This is a genomic window from Herbiconiux sp., from assembly GCF_004297105.1.
GTDB lineage: Bacteria > Actinomycetota > Actinomycetes > Actinomycetales > Microbacteriaceae > Herbiconiux.
The window spans coordinates 192,115-209,314 of the sequence record NZ_SCVE01000006.1 but is presented as its reverse complement, the minus strand read 5'-3'; the positions used below and the strand labels follow the sequence as shown (position 1 = coordinate 209,314).

General features: G+C 70.9%; 17 protein-coding genes. 9 read left to right on the top strand and 8 right to left on the bottom strand.

The window, feature by feature from the left end; translation table 11 throughout:
- Window positions 1–129 precede the first annotated feature (129 nt).
- Window positions 130–1,410, top strand: a complete 1,281-nt coding sequence (locus tag EPO52_RS02505) for a CDP-glycerol glycerophosphotransferase family protein (protein ID WP_290801432.1) — start codon at window positions 130–132, stop codon at window positions 1,408–1,410.
- Between the two features lie 32 nt (window positions 1,411–1,442).
- Here EPO52_RS02505 and EPO52_RS02500 read toward each other — a convergent pair whose 3' ends face one another.
- Window positions 1,443–1,676 (bottom strand): hypothetical protein, encoded by a 234-nt coding sequence (locus EPO52_RS02500; RefSeq protein ID WP_290801429.1) that lies wholly within the window; start codon window positions 1,674–1,676, stop codon window positions 1,443–1,445.
- A gap of 89 nt (window positions 1,677–1,765) precedes the next feature.
- A complete protein-coding gene (locus EPO52_RS02495) occupies window positions 1,766–2,620 on the bottom strand; it encodes a hypothetical protein (RefSeq protein WP_290801427.1) in 855 nt (284 codons plus the stop codon).
- Between the two features lie 50 nt (window positions 2,621–2,670).
- On the opposite strand from EPO52_RS02495, the gene EPO52_RS02490 reads away from it, so the two are divergent.
- The 3 genes from EPO52_RS02490 to EPO52_RS02480 all read left to right on the top strand — a co-directional run bounded on the left by EPO52_RS02490 (window position 2,671) and on the right by EPO52_RS02480 (window position 5,074).
- Complete coding sequence (locus EPO52_RS02490; RefSeq protein ID WP_290801425.1) at window positions 2,671–3,438, top strand: acetolactate decarboxylase; 768 nt, start codon at window positions 2,671–2,673, stop codon at window positions 3,436–3,438.
- A gap of 9 nt (window positions 3,439–3,447) precedes the next feature.
- Window positions 3,448–3,996 (top strand): MOSC domain-containing protein, encoded by a 549-nt coding sequence (locus tag EPO52_RS02485; RefSeq protein ID WP_290801423.1) that lies wholly within the window; start codon window positions 3,448–3,450, stop codon window positions 3,994–3,996.
- A 106-nt stretch (window positions 3,997–4,102) separates the two neighbouring features.
- Window positions 4,103–5,074 carry an LLM class F420-dependent oxidoreductase gene (locus EPO52_RS02480; protein ID WP_290801422.1) on the top strand — a complete coding sequence of 324 codons (972 nt, stop codon included), beginning with the start codon at window positions 4,103–4,105 and terminating at the stop codon, window positions 5,072–5,074.
- 95 nt (window positions 5,075–5,169) lie between these two features.
- On the opposite strand, the gene EPO52_RS02475 is transcribed toward EPO52_RS02480, so the two are convergent.
- Window positions 5,170–6,024: an SDR family oxidoreductase gene (locus tag EPO52_RS02475; protein ID WP_290801419.1), complete on the bottom strand. Its 855-nt coding sequence runs from the start codon at window positions 6,022–6,024 to the stop codon at window positions 5,170–5,172.
- 113 nt (window positions 6,025–6,137) lie between these two features.
- On the opposite strand from EPO52_RS02475, the gene EPO52_RS02470 reads away from it, so the two are divergent.
- Window positions 6,138–6,530, top strand: a complete 393-nt coding sequence (locus EPO52_RS02470) for a helix-turn-helix domain-containing protein (RefSeq protein ID WP_290801415.1) — start codon at window positions 6,138–6,140, stop codon at window positions 6,528–6,530.
- Between the two features lie 74 nt (window positions 6,531–6,604).
- Here the strand turns inward: EPO52_RS02470 and EPO52_RS02465 are convergent, their stop codons facing one another.
- On the bottom strand, window positions 6,605–7,510 hold the full coding sequence (locus EPO52_RS02465; protein ID WP_290801412.1) for an aminodeoxychorismate lyase: 906 nt from the start codon (window positions 7,508–7,510) through the stop codon (window positions 6,605–6,607).
- Between the two features lie 109 nt (window positions 7,511–7,619).
- Here EPO52_RS02465 and EPO52_RS02460 point away from each other — a divergent pair, with 109 nt between their 5' ends.
- Both EPO52_RS02460 and EPO52_RS02455 read left to right on the top strand, forming a co-directional pair.
- On the top strand, window positions 7,620–9,467 hold the full coding sequence (locus EPO52_RS02460; protein WP_290801410.1) for a CYTH and CHAD domain-containing protein: 1,848 nt from the start codon (window positions 7,620–7,622) through the stop codon (window positions 9,465–9,467).
- A 72-nt stretch (window positions 9,468–9,539) separates the two neighbouring features.
- Window positions 9,540–11,873 carry an acyltransferase family protein gene (locus EPO52_RS02455; protein ID WP_290801407.1) on the top strand — a complete coding sequence of 778 codons (2,334 nt, stop codon included), beginning with the start codon at window positions 9,540–9,542 and terminating at the stop codon, window positions 11,871–11,873.
- A gap of 150 nt (window positions 11,874–12,023) precedes the next feature.
- On the opposite strand, the gene EPO52_RS02450 is transcribed toward EPO52_RS02455, so the two are convergent.
- From EPO52_RS02450 to EPO52_RS02440, 3 genes are read right to left on the bottom strand one after another with little or no spacing between them, the layout of a single operon-like run.
- On the bottom strand, window positions 12,024–12,647 hold the full coding sequence (locus tag EPO52_RS02450) for a DUF1992 domain-containing protein (protein ID WP_290801404.1): 624 nt from the start codon (window positions 12,645–12,647) through the stop codon (window positions 12,024–12,026).
- A 48-nt stretch (window positions 12,648–12,695) separates the two neighbouring features.
- Complete coding sequence (locus tag EPO52_RS02445) at window positions 12,696–13,475, bottom strand: 3-hydroxybutyrate dehydrogenase (protein WP_290801401.1); 780 nt, start codon at window positions 13,473–13,475, stop codon at window positions 12,696–12,698.
- On the bottom strand, window positions 13,472–14,923 hold the full coding sequence (locus EPO52_RS02440; RefSeq protein WP_290801398.1) for an MFS transporter: 1,452 nt from the start codon (window positions 14,921–14,923) through the stop codon (window positions 13,472–13,474). Before EPO52_RS02440 ends, EPO52_RS02445 begins: the two co-directional genes overlap by 4 nt.
- Before the next feature lie 101 nt (window positions 14,924–15,024).
- Between EPO52_RS02440 and EPO52_RS02435 the strand changes: the two genes are divergently transcribed.
- Complete coding sequence (locus tag EPO52_RS02435) at window positions 15,025–15,993, top strand: LysR family transcriptional regulator (protein ID WP_290801395.1); 969 nt, start codon at window positions 15,025–15,027, stop codon at window positions 15,991–15,993.
- Here EPO52_RS02435 and EPO52_RS02430 read toward each other — a convergent pair.
- Window positions 15,957–16,628: an HAD family hydrolase gene (locus tag EPO52_RS02430; protein WP_290801392.1), complete on the bottom strand. Its 672-nt coding sequence runs from the start codon at window positions 16,626–16,628 to the stop codon at window positions 15,957–15,959. The two genes, EPO52_RS02435 and EPO52_RS02430, sit on opposite strands and share 37 nt — an antisense overlap.
- A 62-nt stretch (window positions 16,629–16,690) precedes the next feature.
- Here EPO52_RS02430 and EPO52_RS02425 point away from each other — a divergent pair, with 62 nt between their 5' ends.
- Window positions 16,691–17,146: a DUF3817 domain-containing protein gene (locus EPO52_RS02425; protein ID WP_290801389.1), complete on the top strand. Its 456-nt coding sequence runs from the start codon at window positions 16,691–16,693 to the stop codon at window positions 17,144–17,146.
- The last annotated feature ends 54 nt before the right edge of the window (window positions 17,147–17,200 follow it).

Below are 17,200 nucleotides of genomic sequence, written 5' to 3'. Positions count from 1 at the left end.
GCCCGTCGTCGCAGATCAGCGGCGCGGCCACCGGCTTCTGTGCGTTCAGAAGGTCACGATTGCCTAAAGAACTCCCGAGGAGACCCTGTTCGGCGCGGTCGGCGTTCGCGCGCTGGCTAGCGTTGAGCCGTGGCCGCATCGAACGATCTGAAGCAGTGCTGGGGCGCGATGCGCGCTCTGCTCGCCGCTCGTTCAGCACGCACCCGTCTCGACCGGCAGCTCGCCGCGCGCGCACCGCTTCCGCGCCGGCGGTTCGAGATCGCCGTGCACTTCGCCGATGGTGCCGAGAACCTCTACCAGCTGCGCCGTTGGTATGCGCCGCTGGCCGAGCTCGCGAAGACGCATCCTGTCGTCATTCTGAGCCGCACCCCGGATGCCACGAGCGCCCTGCTCGACGAGGCCCCCGTTCCGGTGGCCGATGTGAGCCGGGTGGCCGATCTCGAGGCGTTCCTCCTCGACCACGAGCTGCCGATCGTGCTCTACGTGAATCAGAACGCCCGCAACTTCCACCTCATGCGCTACGGGCGCCGCTGGCACGTGTTCATCAACCACGGTGAGAGCGACACCCTCTCCATGACCACCAACCAGATCAAGGCCTACGACTACAGCCTGGTGGCCGGCGACGCGGCGATCGCGCGGCTGCAGCGCGTGCTGTGGGACTACGACCTCGAGCGCCGCGCCATCCCGATCGGCCGGCCGCAGGCCGACCACTACACTCGCGGCACGCCGTTCCCGGCCGACGGGCGCTCGCTCGTGCTCTACGCGCCCACCTGGGAGGGGGAGCGGTCCACAGCCGCCTACGGCTCGATCGCCAGCCACGGAACCGCCCTGGTGCGCGACCTGCTCGCCTCGCCCGCACACCGTCTCATCTACCGCCCCCATCCCCGAAGCGGCACCGTCGACCAGGGCTACGCGGCAGCCAACCGCGAGATCATCGCTCAGATCGCGGCGGCGAACCGCGCCGACCCCACGGCGCACCACCTGCACGACACGGGCACCGAACTGGGCTGGCAGCTCGCCGCCGCCGATGTGGCCATCGTCGATGTCTCGGCCATGGTCTACGACCGGCTGGCCACCGGCAAGCCGGTGCTCGTCACGCGGCCGGTGAATCCGGATGCTCCGATCGAGACCACGGGCTACCTCTCCGACTGCGAATGGCTGGGCGTCGAGGAGGCGTCGCAGGTGCGGTCACGGCTCGAGCAGCTCTCGCGCGATTCGGCCGCGGGTGTGCGTCTCGGCCGCTGGGTGTCGCACTACTTCGGCGACACCAGGCCGGGTGCCGCCACGCGTCGCTTCCACGCCGCGATCGAGACGCTGCTCGCCGAATGGCGGCGCAACGTGATGCTGCACGCCCATGACGAGCCGGTCGACGTTCGCGAACTGGTGGCAGAACTCGACGAGCGCGACTGAGTGCCCGCACCCGCGAGGGTGACGTGCAGCTCTCAGCTGTTGCTCGAGCGCGCCACGGCGTACTTCGCCACGATCACGGTGATGCCCGCGATGAGGAGGAAGACGGCCGCGGTGACGAGCATCGGGGTGAAGTCATAGCCCGTCTGTGCGAGCGTCGGCTCGGACACCGGCTGACCGTCGGGGGAGGTCGCCGCGAACGCCGCGGCCCCGCCGAGACCGAGCAGCACGAGAGTGGATGTGACGACGGCGATGATGCGAACTCTCACCTGATCCCCCCTCTGTCTGCAACCGGTGCGGAAGCTGATACGCCCCGACTCAGCCCTCAGGATACCATCAGGTTGCAGAACGGCGTGATTCAGATGCGGATGTCGGCGGGCGCGCCGGTGCCCGCATCCCATGGTCCGGGCGCTTCCGTCGTGCCGGTGATCGCCTTGCGGCGTGAGGGGAGAAGCCTCCGCTTCCCCGCCGTGGAGGCCTCCACCTCCCGATCATCCTTCGCTCGGCGCGGCCCGCGCACGGCCTTGGGCGGCTTCACGGTGATCGCGAGCTCCTCCGGGTAGGTGAACGGCGCCGGGCCGAATGCGGTGCGTGCGCTCTGGATCACCGTGCGCCCGAGCACGAGGTTGCCCACGCCGCCGATCGCCGCGCCGATTCCGAACGGGATGGCCCGGCCCAGGATGTTGGCCCCCTGACCCGTGGCGAAGCGCCGGACGAAGTGGTTCTTGAGCTGGTCGGCGACGGGGCCCACCACGAACTGCGGCAGGCTCGAGGTCACCACCTGGCCCCAGTAGGCGTTGCGGGTCGACCCGCCGGTGGCCTGTCCGGCGATCTGCTTGAGCAGGTCGCTGCCCGCCTTGCCCATGAGCAGCGTCATCACGAGTGCTCGTGACCGGTCGGGGTCGGTCACGGCGATGCCGTGCAGCTCGGTCACCGACTGGGCGAACAGAGTGGTGGTCTCGAGGAAGCCGGCGGTCTCCACGGCGCTCAGCCCGAGCGATATGCCGGTGCCGACGAACGGCAGCACCGCGCTGGCGCCCACGGCGGCACCGCCGGTGGTCACCGCGGCCACGTAACGCCGCTCCAGGATGACCAGCAGCTCCTGGGGCGAGGCATCCGGATGCAGGCGGCGGATGCCGCGCAGGTGCGCGAGCACCACGGGTCGATGGATGCTGAGGAGGCGATCGACATTGCGATCGAGACGCGAGGACATATCTCTACTCTGGTGCGTTCTGCTGAAGAGTGCGCGAGAATGAGGCCACCATGCGCCCGAGATCCCGTTCCGAGAAGGTCATCGAGCAGTTCTCCATCGTCGACGCGCTGGTGGCCGGGCTCTTCGACGGCGAGTTCAGCGTGGCCCAGGTGGCCCGGCGCGGCTCGTTGGGGCTCGGCTGCGGCGACCACATGGACGGCGAACTCGTGGTGCTCGACGGAGTGTTCCGCCTCTTCCACGGCGACGGCCGGATGACGGTGCTCGAGCCCCGCGACACCCTCGCGTTCGCCGAGGTGGTCGAATTCGTGCCGGAGCGCAGCGACCTGCTCGAGGCGGTGCCCTCACTCGACGCGCTGGTGACGGATGTCGCGGAGCGCGTGCTGAGCCCGAACCTGTTCCACGCGGTGCGCTTCACGGCGCACTTCGGGCGGATCAGCCTGCGCGAGGCGAAGCGCCAGTCGAAGCCGTACCTCCCGCTCGCCCTGGCGGTGCACGACCAGCGGGAGAACACCCTGCACGACGTCACGGGCACCCTGCTGGGCTTCGTGGCACCGCAGGTGTTCCAGGGCATCAGCGTCGCGGGCCCGCACTTCCACTTCGTCGACGAGACCGGCGAGCTGGGCGGGCACGTGCTCGAACTCGGCCAGGCCACGGGGGAGCTCGCCCTCGAGAGCTTCACCGCCCTGACCGTACGGCTCCCGCACTCCGAGGCCTACCTGAACGCCGATCTCGAGCTCGACGACGTCGACGCGGCCATCCGCCATGCCGAGTCCGACCATCAGCGTCTGCTCGCGACAGACGGAGACGACACCCCGTAGCCTGGAGTGATGGAGTTCGTCTACGACGTGGAGATCGTGCACCTGCTCGTCTCGGCGGTGCATCGGTACGAGGGCCGGCCATCCGATGGCCCGCTGCCGGCACCCGTGGGGGAGTCGGAGTCGCGCGAGCGCGTCGAGGTGCGCACCTCCCTCGGCATCGTGGGCGACCGGCACTTCGGGCACCACGCCCACCGCACGGCGGCGGTGACGGTGATGGCGGAGGAGTCGCTGGACTACGTGCGCGAGGTGCTCGAGGCCGAGGAGCCCCTCGACCCCGCCGCGACCCGGCGCAACATCGTCCTGCGCGGTGTGGATGTCGACCGGCTGCGCGGAGCGCAGTTCTCGCTCGACACCGGTGCCGGTGCCGTGCACTTCCAGGCCCACCGGCCGGCGAATCCGTGCGCCTGGATGGACGTGGTGCTCGCTCCGGGTGCGCACAAGGCGTTGCGGGGGCGCGGCGGGATGCGCTGCGAGCCTCTCAGTGACGGCATCCTGACCCTCGGTGCGGCCGTGCTCCGCAGCACCGTCGATCTCGCCCGCCAGCCCACCCTCGTCTGAGCGGGCCGGCGCGTGGCCCGACCACGCTCGCGCCGCAACCCCCGTGCGCGAGCCGGTCGCCCGTGCCAGCGTCGACAGCGACGACGTTCGACGACGGGAGACCACAATGACGCGATTCGGCTACACCCTCATGACGGAGCAGAGCGGACCGAAGGAGTTGGTGCGCTACGCGGTCGCGGCGGAGGAGGCCGGCTTCGACTTCGAGGTGTCGAGCGACCACTATTCGCCGTGGCTCACCGAGCAGGGCCATGCCCCCTACGCGTGGACGGTGCTCGGCGCCGTCGCCCAGGCCACCGAGCGGGTGGAGCTCGCGACGTACGTCACCTGCCCGACCGTGCGGTACCACCCCGCCGTGGTCGCTCAGAAGGCGGCGACACTGCAGATCCTCTCCGAGGGCCGCTTCATCCTCGGGCTCGGGTCGGGCGAGAACCTCAACGAGCATGTCGTGGGGGAGGGCTGGCCGGCGGTCGCGGCCCGTCAGGACATGCTCGAGGAGGCCGTGACGATCATCCGGGAGCTGCACACCGGCGAGCTGGTGACCTGGGAGGGCGACTACTTCCGCGTCGATTCGGCCCGCATCTGGGATGTGCCCGACGGTGGCGTGCCCATCGGTCTCGCCGTGTCGGGTGAGAAGTCGGTGGCGCGTTTCGCGCCGCTCGGCGACCACCTCATCGCGGTGGAGCCCGATGGCGCTCTCGTGAAGGGCTGGGCATCGGCATCGCCGTCGGGCGCCGCCGCGCGCTCGATCGGGCAGATCCCGATCTGCTGGGGCCCCGACAAGGAGGCCGCGATCGCGAAGGCGCACGAGCAGTTCCGCTGGTTCGGCGGCGGCTGGTCGGTGAACGCCGACCTGCCCACGCCCGCGGGGTTCGAGGCCGCCAGCCAGTTCGTGCGCCCGGACGATGTGGCCGGCTCGATCGCCTGCGGCCCCGATCTCGACGAGATCGCCGAGAGCGTGCGGCCGTATCTCGAGGCGGGCTTCACCGACGTCGCGCTGGTGCAGGTCGGTGACGAGGGCCAGGACCGCTTCCTGGCCGAGGCCGCCGGCCCGTTGCTCGAGAGGCTCCGCGCGCTCTGATCGCGGAACGACATAAGAAAACGGCCCTTCATCGACATTATGTGGATGAAGGGCCGTTTTCTTCTGCGGTTCGGCGCGTCAGCGCCGCTCCCGGGTCAGACCTGGGTGCGGAAGTAGTCGACCAGAGTCGTGGTGGGGTGGCCGATCAGGCGGTTCAGCTCGCCCGAGGTCTCGGCGAGCGTGCCGTCGGCGATGTTCTGGTTGAGGGCCACGACGAAACCGACGGTACCTGCATCCAGCCCTGCGGCGGTGAGGGCGGCGCTCTCCTCGTCCGCGGTGAGCGGCTGGAACACGATCTCACGGCCGAGGGCGTCGGATGCGGCCGCCGCGAACTCGGTGCCGTTCCAGGCGGTGTCGCCGGAGAGCTCGTAGACCGCGCCGATGTGGCCCTCGGTGGTGACCACGGCGGCGATCGCCTCGGCGTAGTCGGTGCGGGCCGCGCTCGCGACCCGGCCCTCGCCGGTGCTCGCCGCGTAGACGCCCGAGGCGGCCGCCTGCGCGAAGGTGGCGCCGTAGTTCTCGTTGTACCAGTTGTTGCGCAGGATGGTGGCAGGCAGCCCCGACACGGCGATGGCCTCTTCGGTCGCTTTGTGGTCGGGTGCCAGAACCAGCGCGGAGGTGGTCGCCTTCGGAGCGCTCGTGTACACGAAGTGCGTCACACCGGCACGGACGGCGGCATCGATGGCGTTGCTGTGCTGCGGGGCACGGCGGCCGGGCTCGCTGGAGGAGACGAGCACGACGGTGTCGGCACCGGCGAAGGCCGCGTCGAGGGTGGCCGGCTCGTCGAAGTCGATCGTGGCCGTGCGCACGCCGTTCGCGGCCAGCTCGGCCAGTCGCTCGGTGTTGCGGCCGGCGGCGACGATGTCGGACGCCGCGACGCCGCGGGCGAGGAGGTGGTCGATGGTGAGGCGGCCGAGGTGTCCGGTTGCTCCGGTGACGACGATGGTCATGATCTGCGATCCCTTTCCGTGGCCCGCACTCGCGGGCCGTTCGAAGGGGTGAACCACCGCCCGGTGTCTATCCTTCCCAATCAGTGGTACCCACTTTTTGGTAAGCTAGGGAGATGAGCGACAGCATCTGGCAGGCCATCCACGCGGAACCCGCGAGCGGCAACCCGTTCTCCTCGAACTGCCCGAGCCGGGTGGTGCTCGACCACGTCACGAGCAAGTGGGGTGTGCTCGTGCTCGCGGCGCTCGCCGAGAGCCCCCGCCGGTGGGGTGAGCTGCACCGCTACATCGAGGGAATCAGCGAGAAGATGCTCGCCCAGACGCTGCGTGCGCTCGAGGGCGACGGGTTCGTGCTGCGGGAATCGGCGGGCACCGTGCCGCCGAGGGTCGACTACAGTCTCACCCCGCTCGGCCGCGAACTCGCCGACCTGCTGGTGCCGCTGGTGCGGTGGGTCGGAGACAACGTCGGGCGCACAGCGGGAGCCGAGGCGCTGGGGCGCACCGCCTGAGGGGCAGGCAGACGGGTGGCACGCCAGCACGCCAGCCCGCCGGCTCGCGGGGTGAGCCCTGCCCGTCCCGTCGCTCAGTGCGTCGTCGCCAGGTGGGCGTTCAGCCGCCGCGTCAGGGCGAAGTCCGCCTCGAGCGGTCGACCGTCGAGCTCGATCACCGGCACGGCCTGACGCACGCTCGAGAGCAGCCACACCGCGTCGGCGCGGGCCAGCTCGCTCGCGCGCAGGCGGGGTGCATCCGTGTCGAAGCCCTCGGCCGAGAAGAACTCGAAGGCGCGCCGCTGGGTGGTGCCGGGCAGGATGCCGAGTTCCGCCGACGGTGTGCTGAAGCGGTCGCCCTCGCGCAGCAGCACGCTCGCGGTGGGCGCCTCCAGGACGAAGCCGTCGGAGCTGATGAAGATCACGTCGTCGGCACCGCGCCGGCCCGCTTCGCGGAGGGCGGCGGTGTTGAGCGCGTAGGAGAGCGTCTTGGCCCCTTGCAGCAGCCACGGCGAGGTAGTGGCGACGTCGTGCCGGTACCCGCGGTCGAGGGTGACCACGCGGATGCCGTTCTCGCGCTGAGCGGTGAAGTCACGCGCCACCTGCACCACGATCCAGCCCGTCGGCCGGCCGTCTCCCTCGATGCCCCGGGTCAACACGAGTTTGGCGGCCAGATTCGCGCCGGTGGAGGCATCCGGATGCGCGGCGACGGCGGCCTCGAAGGCTCGCGACCACACGGTGCGGTCGGGATCGGGTAGATCGAGCGCTCGCGCGGAGGCGGCGAACCGGTCGAGGTGCGCTTCGATGGCGGGTGCCACGCCGGCGATCACCGAGACGCTCTCGAAGATCCCGTCCCCGCGGGTGACGCCGAGGTCGAGCACGCTGATGTGGGGGAGACCGGGATCGGCGAGGGCGAAGCCCGCGCCATCCGCTCCCGGTCCGCTCGACGGAACTGTCGCGCCCGACGGGCGGGTGACCAGCACGAGAACGGGGGATGACACGGTTCACAGTGTGCTCCCGCTGTGCTCGGGTCGTGGGCGAACGCGCCGACCGTCCCTGAATTCCCGGCCGGGGGCGGCAGGGCGACCTCCGACAGGGGAGGATCGACGTATGAGCCAGACGCACCCGGACGAGTCCCACACGACCCAGGTCGAGATCGAGCGCAAGTACGCGGTCGACACCGAGCACCTGCCCGACCTGGTAGGGGTCGGTGACGCCGTGGGAGTGCACATCGTGGCGGCCGAGGCGCACGAGCCCTTCGTGCTCGAGGCGGTCTACTTCGACACGGCCGACCTCGCCTTGGCGCGCGCGAAGATCGCGCTGCGTCGCCGGGTGGGCGGCCACGACGAGGGCTGGCACGTGAAGCTTCCGGCGGTCGAAGGCCGCACCGAGCTGCAGTGGCCGCTCGAGGCAGATCCGGGTCAGGATGCTGGTTCCGCGGACGGGGTTCCGGCGGCGGTTCGCGCCGCCGTGCTCGTGCACGTGCGCGACCGGGCGCTCTCGCCGCTCGCCGCCGTGCGCACCAGCCGGTCGATCGTCGAACTGCTCGACGCCGACGGCCGTGTCGTCGTGGAGATCGCCGACGACACGGTGACCGGCACGGACTCCCGTGAGGGCAGCGTGCGACTGTGGCGCGAGTGGGAGGCCGAGCTCGGGCCGGGCGCGCCCGCGACGGCCGACGGCCGCGCCGCGGTGCTCGATGCGGTTGAAAAGCGACTGTTCGCGGCCGGGGCCACGGTGTCGCCGAGTGTCTCGAAGCTCGCACAGGCGCTCGGGCGCACCGGGCTCGGCCGCACACCGGATGCGGCGAGAGGTGCGGGGGAGGGCGCATCCACGGATGCCGGGGCGGAGGTCTCACCGGTGGTAGGAGCGAAGGCCGCCGCATCCGCCGCATCCGCGAATGCCGCGAAGAAAGGCACGAACGGCACGAAGGGCGTGAAGGGCGTGAAGGGCGCCGCAGAGGAGGCCAAGGGTGCGGAGAAGAGCGCCAAGCGTGCGGAGAAGGGCGCCAAGGCATCGAAGGCCACGAAGAAGGCTGCATCCGTTCCTCCCGCCGATGCTGATGCCGATGCCGCCGACGTCGTGCTCGCCGGCCTGCGCGATCTGGGCGAACAGCTCGTGGCCCTCGACCCCGCGGTGCGCGCCGATGCGCCCGATGCGGTGCACCGGCAACGCACCACCGTTCGTCGGCTGCGGAACGTGCTGGCGGGCCACAAGCACCTCTTCGCGCCGAGCGCGCTGCAGGAGGTGCGGGCGTCGCTCGCTCGGTTCGGCGGCATCCTCGGCGAGGTGCGCGACCTCGAGGTGCGCGCCGAGTGGGCGGAGGCGGCGCTCGACGCGGTGCGCGACGACCGCGGCGTCGACGACCCGGCGGCGCGCGATCGGCTGGTTGCGGCCACCCGTGCCGAGCACGATGCAGCGCATGAGCGGCTGCTCGAGTGGATGTCGAACGCGCCGTATTTTCGGCTGCTCGACGCGGTGGAGGGCCTGACCCCGTCGGGCGGCGCCCCCGACTCCGCCCGGCGCGAATCGAAGGCGGTGCTGCTGCGTGCGGCGAGGAAGGCCGAGCGCCTGTCGGTGAGCCGGAGTCGCGCCGCAGCCGTCTTCGGCAGCGACCCGGTGGTGACGGCCCGGGCCGAGGCGGCCGTGCACGAGTCGCGCAAGTCGGCCCGTCGGCTGCGGCACCTCGCCGAGTTCGCCACCGGTGCCCCGGATGCGCCGCTCGGTGTCGCGGCCGGCCTCCTCGGCGACGCCGCGGAACGGTTGCAGGATGCTCTGGGCGAGCACCGTGACGCGCGGCTCTTCGGCGAGTACGTGCTGCTCATCGCGCCGCGTGCGGAAGCCGCGGGTGAGAGCTCGTTCGTGTACGGCGTGCTCTATCAGCGTTCGCTCGAGCGATCGCGCGCCGCGCTCGCCACTGCCGCCCGGGCGCGGAAGGCCCTCCGCGCCGCCAGCTGAGCGCGCCCCATCGCGCGCAGAGAGCGCTCTCAGAGCCGGTAGGCTCGTGTCGCTGAACACCCGGGGAGCACCGTGACCACCATCACCCAGACCACGCCGCCCACCGCGCCCACAGACGGTGCGGCGGCGTCGCCGAACCGCACCCGCGCCGACATCCAGGGCCTCCGAGCGCTCGCCGTCACGGCCGTCATCCTGGGCCACGTGGTCGGCTGGCCGAGCGGTGGCTTCGTGGGGGTCGACGTGTTCTTCGTCATCTCCGGCTTCCTCATCACCGGTCTCCTGCTGCGCGATGGCGAGACCCACGGCTCGGTCTCGCTGCGCCGCTTCTACGGTCGACGGATGCGCCGCATCGCGCCCGCCGCCGTGACCGTGCTCGTGGCGACCGTGGTGGGGGCCTACTTCCTCTTCAACCAGCCGCGCTTCTGGTCCACCGTGGGCGACGCCGTCTACTCGTTCTTCTTCGTGGTCAACTGGCACTTCGCGGCCCAGGGCACCGACTACTTCCACGCCGCCGATGCGGTGTCGCCGTTGCAGCACTTCTGGTCGCTGTCGGTGGAGGAGCAGTTCTACCTGGTGTGGCCGTGGATCGTGGTGATCGTGGTCGCCCTCGTGCTCCGCGGCACGCGGGCGGTCGCAGCGGGAACGGATGCCGCCGCGGCCGACGCCGCGGCCGCGCGGGCCCGGCGCATCCGTCTCCGGGTGCTCGTGGGCGTTCTGCTCGGCGCGATCTCGCTGGCCTCGTTCGCGTTCGCCGTGCTGCAGACCGAGTCGACGCCCACGGTCGCCTACTTCTCCACGCTCACCCGGGTGTGGGAGCTCGGCGTCGGAGGGCTGATCGCGGTCGGTGCGCCGTTGTTCGCGCGACTGCCCCTGGCGCTGCGGGTGCTCGGCGGGTGGGCCGGACTCGTGGGGGTCGTGGCATCCTTCTTCCTGATCGACGACGCCATGCCGTTCCCAGGGCCCTGGGCGGCGCTGCCGGTGCTCGCGACGGCCATGGTGATCCTGGCGGGCGTCGGCGGTGCGCAGAGACATCTGTTCCCGATCGTGAACCCGGTGACGAGCTACATCGGCGGCCTGTCGTACTCGCTCTACCTCTGGCACTTCCCCGTGCTCGTGTTCGTGCTGATGCTGCTGCCGGCCGGACTCGAGGTGAACCTGGTCATCCTCGGTCTGGCGTTCGCGATCGCCCTCGTGACGTACTACCTGATCGAGCAGCCCCTGCATCGGTCGCCCTGGCTCGAGCCTCGGGGGCGCGGGCCGGCGGATGCGCACGGATCAGCGGATCCCGCTGATCCGTCGGCCGCCGCCCAGGTGCGGGAGGCCCGACGTGAACAGCGTCGTGAGGAGTGGCAGGACTGGCGCGACCGGTTCGGGGCCCAGTTCATCCTCTCGTCGATCGGCGCGATCGTGATCGTGGTGGTGGTGGCTGTCACCGTGCAGCTCTCGGTGCGGGGCAGCGGTCCCTTCGATCTCGCTCTGCCCTCGGGGCCGGCGGCCGGCGACATCCTCGGCGGAAGCGGATCGCCCGACGGCACGGCGGTCGACCCTTCGGCGACGAACCCCGAAGACCAGCTGCAAGCCGACCTCTGGGCGGCCGCGGGCGCCACGGAGTGGCCATCCGATCTCTCGCCGTCGATGGACACCGCCATCGCGCAGAACTCGAGCCGCAACCCGGCCAATGCCTGCTTCGAGGTCGGTGCGACCCCGGATGAGGGCAGCTGCACCTGGGGGAGCGGCGACGCACCGAACCACCTCTACCTCGTGGGCGACTCGACGGCGCTCGCCTACGCGCCGGCCTTCAAATGGCTCGCCGAGAACAGCGGCGGGGCCTGGAAGGTCACTGCGATCGGCCTGTACGGGTGCCGGTTCACCGACGTGCTCGTTCAGAACGGCGGCGCCGGCGTGATGGACTCCTGCCCGCAGCGCAAGAACGACGTGGCGGCCATGATCGCGGCGGATGCTCCGCAGCTCGTGGTGGTGTCGAACGCGTTCGCTCTCGGGCAGACCGACACCGGCCGCCCGCTCTCGGCCACCGATCTGGTGGCGTCGACCGTCGCGGAGACGGCGGAGTACGGGGTGCCCGGCCACATCGTGTACCTCGCGCCGCCGCCGCTCGGCGCCGATCTCGGCACCTGCTACTCGCCGGTGACGAGCCCCCAGGATTGCAACACCGGGGTCGACCAGGCCTGGACCGACTTCGAGGCGGCCACGACGGCGGCTCTCGCGGCATCCGGAACCGGCGACCATTACATCAGCTCCCTGCCGTTCAGCTGCGCCCAGGGCTACTGCCCGGCGTTCGCGGGCACCCGGCCCACGAAGTACGACACGGTGCACATGACGCCGGAGTACTCGGAGCACATCGCCCCAGCCTTGCGCTGGGAGCTGGCGGCCCAGGGGCTCATGTAGCCGACCGCCGGCTCGGGACTCGCCGATCCCGGTAGCGCGGTGGAATGGTCGTGCGCCGTTCCGGGTGACCGCCCATCCACTTGACGCGAACTGTGGGATCGGAGTGCGACTTGCCACATGTTGTGGCAAGTCGATGTGGGTGCGGGCGGGTCAGCGGGTCGCGCGCCGGGCGCGGCGGCGTTCGCGCCAGGGGAGGGCGGCGAGCTCGGCCTCGGCCCGCTCCCGTTCGGCGCGCGCCGCCGCCTGGCGGGAGTCACGACGCGCACGCCACGCCTCGACCTCCGTGTCGATGTCCCGGGTCGGGGTGACCACGGGTGGCCCGCCCTGCAGCTGGCGGCGCGCCTCGACCACGCGCCGGTTGAAGTCGGTGAGACGCTCGCGCACGGCGTGCTCGGTGGGCAGGGCGTCGAGCTGCTGCTCGAGCTCGGCGTGCTCGGTGCGCAGGGTCAGCGCCGGCGGGCCGAGCCCGGTGAGGCGTTCGCGCTCGATCTTGCGGCGGATCCACCAGTCGGGGTCATAGGTGCCGCCGAGGCCCGTGAGCGGTTTACCCGCGCCCGGAAGGTCGTCGAAGTCGCCGCGGCGCATCGCCTGCTGGATCTGGATCTCCACGAACTGCGCGCGCTGATCCATCGTGGTCTGGCCGGCGTCGGCCTCGGTGTCTGCGGAACGAGATGACGCTCCCGCACCCTCGGGGTCGAGCTCGGCCGCGAACTTCTCCACCTGATACCGCGCCACGTTCAGCCGCGAGTCACGCCGATCCTTGTTCTCCGCCACCCTTCCAGCCTAGACAGAGCCGCCCATCCCGCAACCGGTCGAGTCGGCTCAGTGCGCCGACCATCCGCCGTCCATCGTGTAGCTCGCCCCGGTGACCATCGCGGCGTCGTCCGACGTCAGCCACCCCACGAGCGACGCCACCTCGCGCGGCTCGACGAGCCGCTTGATCACGCTCTCGGTGAGCAGGATCTTCGACAGCACCTCCTCCTCGGGGATGCCGTGCAGCTCCGCCTGATCGGCCAGCTGCTTCTCCACCAGCGCGGTGCGCACGTATCCGGGGTTCACGCAGTTGCTCGTCACCCCGTGCGCGCCGCCCTCGAGCGCGGTGGCCTTCGACAGCCCCTCGAGACCGTGCTTCGCCGTGACATAGGCGCTCTTGAACACGGATGCGCGCAACCCGTGCACCGACGAGACGTTCACGATGCGGCCGAAGCCCCGCGCGTACATGCCCGGCAGCGCGGCCCGCACGAGCAGGAACGGCGCCTCCACCATCACGGCGAGGATCGTGCGGAACATCGCCGGATCGAAGTCCTCGATGGGGCTGACGTGCTGGATGCCCGCGTTGTTGACGAGGATGTCGATGTCTCCGAGTCGGGCTGCGAGCGATGCATCCGAGAGCGCCGCCGAGTCGGCGAGATCGATGCTCCACGGGGTGCCGCCCACCTCCCGCGCGAGGGACTCCGCCCCGCGGGCATCGCGATCCGCCACGGTGACATCGGCGCCGCGGGCCGCGAGATCGCGCACCACGGCGGCGCCGATGCCGGCCGCACCCCCGGTGACGAGGGCGCGGCGGCCACGGAGCGTCAGGGAGCGCTCCGGGGCGGTCACGATCGCACGCCGGACGGGTCGGTGGTGGAACCGGTAGCGGAGGAGCCGGCGGGAGCCAGCTCGAATCGCCGCGCATCCTCGGCGTCGATCGCCCGCAGTGAGGCTCCCCGGGTCTCGCGCAGCGTCACCACTGCGACCAGCGTCACCACGCAGGCGGCCACGATGTAGAGCGCCACGGGGATCCAGGAGTCGAAGCGCTGCAGCAGCGCGGAGGCGATGATCGGCGCGAGCGACCCCGCCACGATCGACGTCACCTGGTAGCCGAGGGAGACACCGGAGTAGCGCATCCGGGTGGGGAAGAGTTCGGCCATGATGGCCGGCTGGCCCGCGTACATGAGAGCGTGGAAGCAGAGGCCGATGGTGACGGCCAGCACGATCAGCACCGGGTTCAGGGTGTCGAACATCGGGAAGGCGAAGAACGCCCAGGTGGCGCCGAGCACGGCGCCCGCGAAGTACACGGGCTTGCGGCCGATGCGGTCGCAGAGCCTTCCCACCTGTGGGATGACGGCGAAATGCACCGCGTGGGCGATGAGCAGTGCCAGCAGGAGCTGGCTGGTGTTGTACTGGTGCACCGTCACGAGATACACGATCGAGAAGCTCACGATGATGTAGTAGAGGATGTTCTCCGCGAAGCGCAGGCCCATCGCCTTCAGAACGCCCTTGGGGTAGCGGCGCACCACCTCGAACACCCCGTAGCTCACGGCCTTCTCGGCCTCGACCTTCGCCCGCGCCTCGAGGAAGATCGGCGCCTCGCTGACGTGCTTGCGGATGTAGTAGCCCACCAGCACGATCACGGCCGAGAGCCAGAACGCGACGCGCCAGCCCCAGCCGAGGAACTGGTCGGCCGGCAGGATGGTCGACATCGTGAGCAGCACGAGGGTGGCGAGCAGGTTGCCCACCGGCACCGCCGCCTGCGGCCAGCTCGACCAGAAGCCGCGCGACCGGTCGGGGCTCTGCTCCGCCACCAGCAGCACCGCCCCGCCCCACTCGCCGCCGAGGGCGAAGCCCTGGATGAAGCGCAGCGCCACGAGCAGCGCGGGCGCCCAGTAGCCGACGGTGTCGAAGCCGGGCAGACAGCCGATGAGGAAGGTGGCGACACCGATCATGATGATGGTCACCTGCAGGGTGTGCTTGCGGCCGAAGCGGTCACCGATCTGGCCGAACACGATGCCGCCGAGCGGGCGAGCGATGAAGCCCACCGCATAGGTGAGGAACGCGGCGATGATGCCGTCGAGCTGGCTGCCCGCGTTCGGGAAGAACACGGTGCCGAACACCAGGCTCGCCGCGGTGGCGTAGAGGAAGAACTCGTACCACTCGACGACCGTGCCCACCATGGAGGCGGCGACGATGCGCTTGAGGCCGGATGGCGCCTTCGCGCCGTTCGGCTCTGCTGTGCTCCCGGGGCTCCCGGATGTGCTCGCGGTGCGGACTCGATCATTCACGCTCATGGCGGCTCCTCGTTCGTCGTCGTTGACAGCACCGAGTATTCGTGCACATTCCCGCGCTCGCAATGAGCAATCGAGCGCACCGCCTGTGCATAATTGCAGATATGTCGACCGATCCGCAGGATCTCCTGGTTCTCCTCGCCGTGGCGCGCGGGGGCCGTTTCACGACCGCGGGGGAGGCGCTCGGCCTCAACCACACCACGGTGGCCCGGCGCATCGCGGCGCTCGAGACGGCACTCGGCGGCCGTGTGCTCGCGCGCGCCGCCGGAGGCTGGGAGCTCACCGACCTCGGCCGCCGTGCGGCCCGGGCCGCGGAGGGTGTCGAGCAGGCGGTGGCGGTGCTCGAGGCCTCGGACGAGGCATCCGCAGCGCTCAGCGGCGTGGTGCGGATGTCGGCCACCGATGGTTTCAGCGCCTACATCGCCGCTCCCGCGGTGGCGGCGCTGCAGCGGGCGAATCCACTGCTGCAGGTGGAGCTCGTCACCGTCACCCGGCGCGCGTTGCAGCAGCGCTCCGGGCTCGACATCGAGGTGGTGGTGGGCCGCCCGCAGGTGCACCGCGCCGAGGCGTTCGAACTCGGCCACTACGTTCTCGGCATGTACGCGTCGAAGGACTACCTCGCGGAGCACGGTGTGCCTTCGGGCCTCGAGGAGCTGGTGGAGCATCCGCTGGTGTACTTCGTCGACTCGATGCTGCAGGTCGACGACCTGGATGCGCCGCGGCGGCTGGTGCCGACCATGCGCGACTCGCTCTCGTCGACCAACGTGTTCGTGCACGTCGAGGCGACGCGGGCCGGTGCGGGCATCGGTTTCCTGCCGTGCTTCGTGGCCGACCGCCATCCCGATCTCGTGCGCGTGCTGCCCGAGACGATCGCCGAGCGGCTGCCCTATTGGATGGTGCTCCGCCCCGATTCGCTCGACCGCCCCGCCGTGGCGGCCGTGGTGCGTGCGCTGCGCGACCGCACCGTGGCGATGTCGGCCGAGCTGCTCGGGAGGGGCGGAGTGGACTCGCGCGCCGCCCAGGACCGGGAGGGTCGTCAGCCGGCGGCGTCGTCGAGCCGCACGATCGCCTGAAGGGCGGCCGTGACGTCCGGCGCACGGACGGTGGGCTGCCAGGGCTCGGGCCACGGCCGGCCGTGCTCGACCCAGGCGGTGCGGAGTCCGGCGGCCCGGCCGCCGACCATGTCGGCCGCGACGTCGTCGCCCACCATCCACGCGTCGGATGCGGCGGCACCGCCGAGGCGCAGGCCTTCCGCGAAGATCCTGAGATCGGGCTTCTTCACGCCGAACTGCTCCGAGATCACGACGCCCGCCGCGGCGTGGTCGACGCCGGTGCGGCGGAGCTTGAGGCTCTGCTGCCGCGTCGGCCCGTTGCTGACGATCACGAAGCGGTGCCCGTCGTCGACGAGCCGCGCGAGCTGATCCCGGATGCCCGGATAGGGCTCGACGAGTTCGACGTGTTCGTAGACCAGCCGATCGACGAGGGCGTCGATCGCGGGCTGCGAGCCGGGGAGGCCGAGTCGTTCCGAGATCGCCCCGGCCAGCTGGGGCCGCGGCGTGTATCCGTTGCGGTCGGCACGGATGATCCAGTCGGCGATCGCCTCGTCGGAGCCCTGGCCGCTGTGCTCGCGGGCGAAGGATTGAGCCCAGGAGGCGAACGCCGCCGCCCGATCGACGAGCGTGTTGTCGAGGTCGATGAGGAGCAGCACTCCTCGAGTCTAGGCAGAGGGGGCGGGGAACCCGGAGGAGGGGTTCGCTAGGCTGGTTCGCGATGTCTCCGCGCACCGTGTTCCGAGTCCTGTCCATCGCAGAAGCCGTCACCTGGAGCGCCCTGATCGCCGCCATGGTCGCCCGGTACGTCTTCTCGGCCGAGGTGCCGTTCTTCTTCGCCGTCGGCCTTGCCCACGGTGTGGTGTTCATCGCCTTCGTGGTGGGCTGTGTCGTGGTGGGTCTCAACCAGCGCTGGCGGTGGCTCACGATCGTGGTGGCCGCCCTCACGGCGGTGCCGCCGTACGGCACGGTTGTCACCGACCTGGTGCTCGAGCGCCGACGGATGCTGCAGGGCGGATGGCGTCGCGAGGCCGGCGACGACCCACGTGACGCGCATCCGATCGACCGGCTGCTGCGCTTCTTCCTGCGCCGTGCGTGGCTGTTCGTGGTACTCCTCGTGGTCGTCGTGGGCCTTCTCACGACGGTGGCCCTCGTGGCGGGCCCACCCGTCGGCTGACCGTCCGGAGGCCTCCGGGTCGGCCGGCTCCAGTCGCACGAATAAACTTGCGTG

What these genes read in the sequence shown, in the direction of transcription:
- EPO52_RS02495 (WP_290801427.1), bottom strand. Translation starts at nt 2,620, where the DNA reads ATGTCCTCGCGTCTCGATCGCAATGTCGATCGCCTCCTCAGCATCCAT.
- EPO52_RS02485 (WP_290801423.1), top strand. Translation starts at nt 3,448, where the DNA reads ATGGAGTTCGTCTACGACGTGGAGATCGTGCACCTGCTCGTCTCGGCG.
- EPO52_RS02440 (WP_290801398.1), bottom strand. Translation starts at nt 14,923, where the DNA reads ATGAGCGTGAATGATCGAGTCCGCACCGCGAGCACATCCGGGAGCCCC.
- EPO52_RS02460 (WP_290801410.1), top strand. Translation starts at nt 7,620, where the DNA reads ATGAGCCAGACGCACCCGGACGAGTCCCACACGACCCAGGTCGAGATC.
- EPO52_RS02480 (WP_290801422.1), top strand. Translation starts at nt 4,103, where the DNA reads ATGACGCGATTCGGCTACACCCTCATGACGGAGCAGAGCGGACCGAAG.
- EPO52_RS02435 (WP_290801395.1), top strand. Translation starts at nt 15,025, where the DNA reads ATGTCGACCGATCCGCAGGATCTCCTGGTTCTCCTCGCCGTGGCGCGC.
- EPO52_RS02475 (WP_290801419.1), bottom strand. Translation starts at nt 6,024, where the DNA reads ATGACCATCGTCGTCACCGGAGCAACCGGACACCTCGGCCGCCTCACC.
- EPO52_RS02470 (WP_290801415.1), top strand. Translation starts at nt 6,138, where the DNA reads ATGAGCGACAGCATCTGGCAGGCCATCCACGCGGAACCCGCGAGCGGC.
- EPO52_RS02490 (WP_290801425.1), top strand. Translation starts at nt 2,671, where the DNA reads ATGCGCCCGAGATCCCGTTCCGAGAAGGTCATCGAGCAGTTCTCCATC.
- EPO52_RS02425 (WP_290801389.1), top strand. Translation starts at nt 16,691, where the DNA reads ATGTCTCCGCGCACCGTGTTCCGAGTCCTGTCCATCGCAGAAGCCGTC.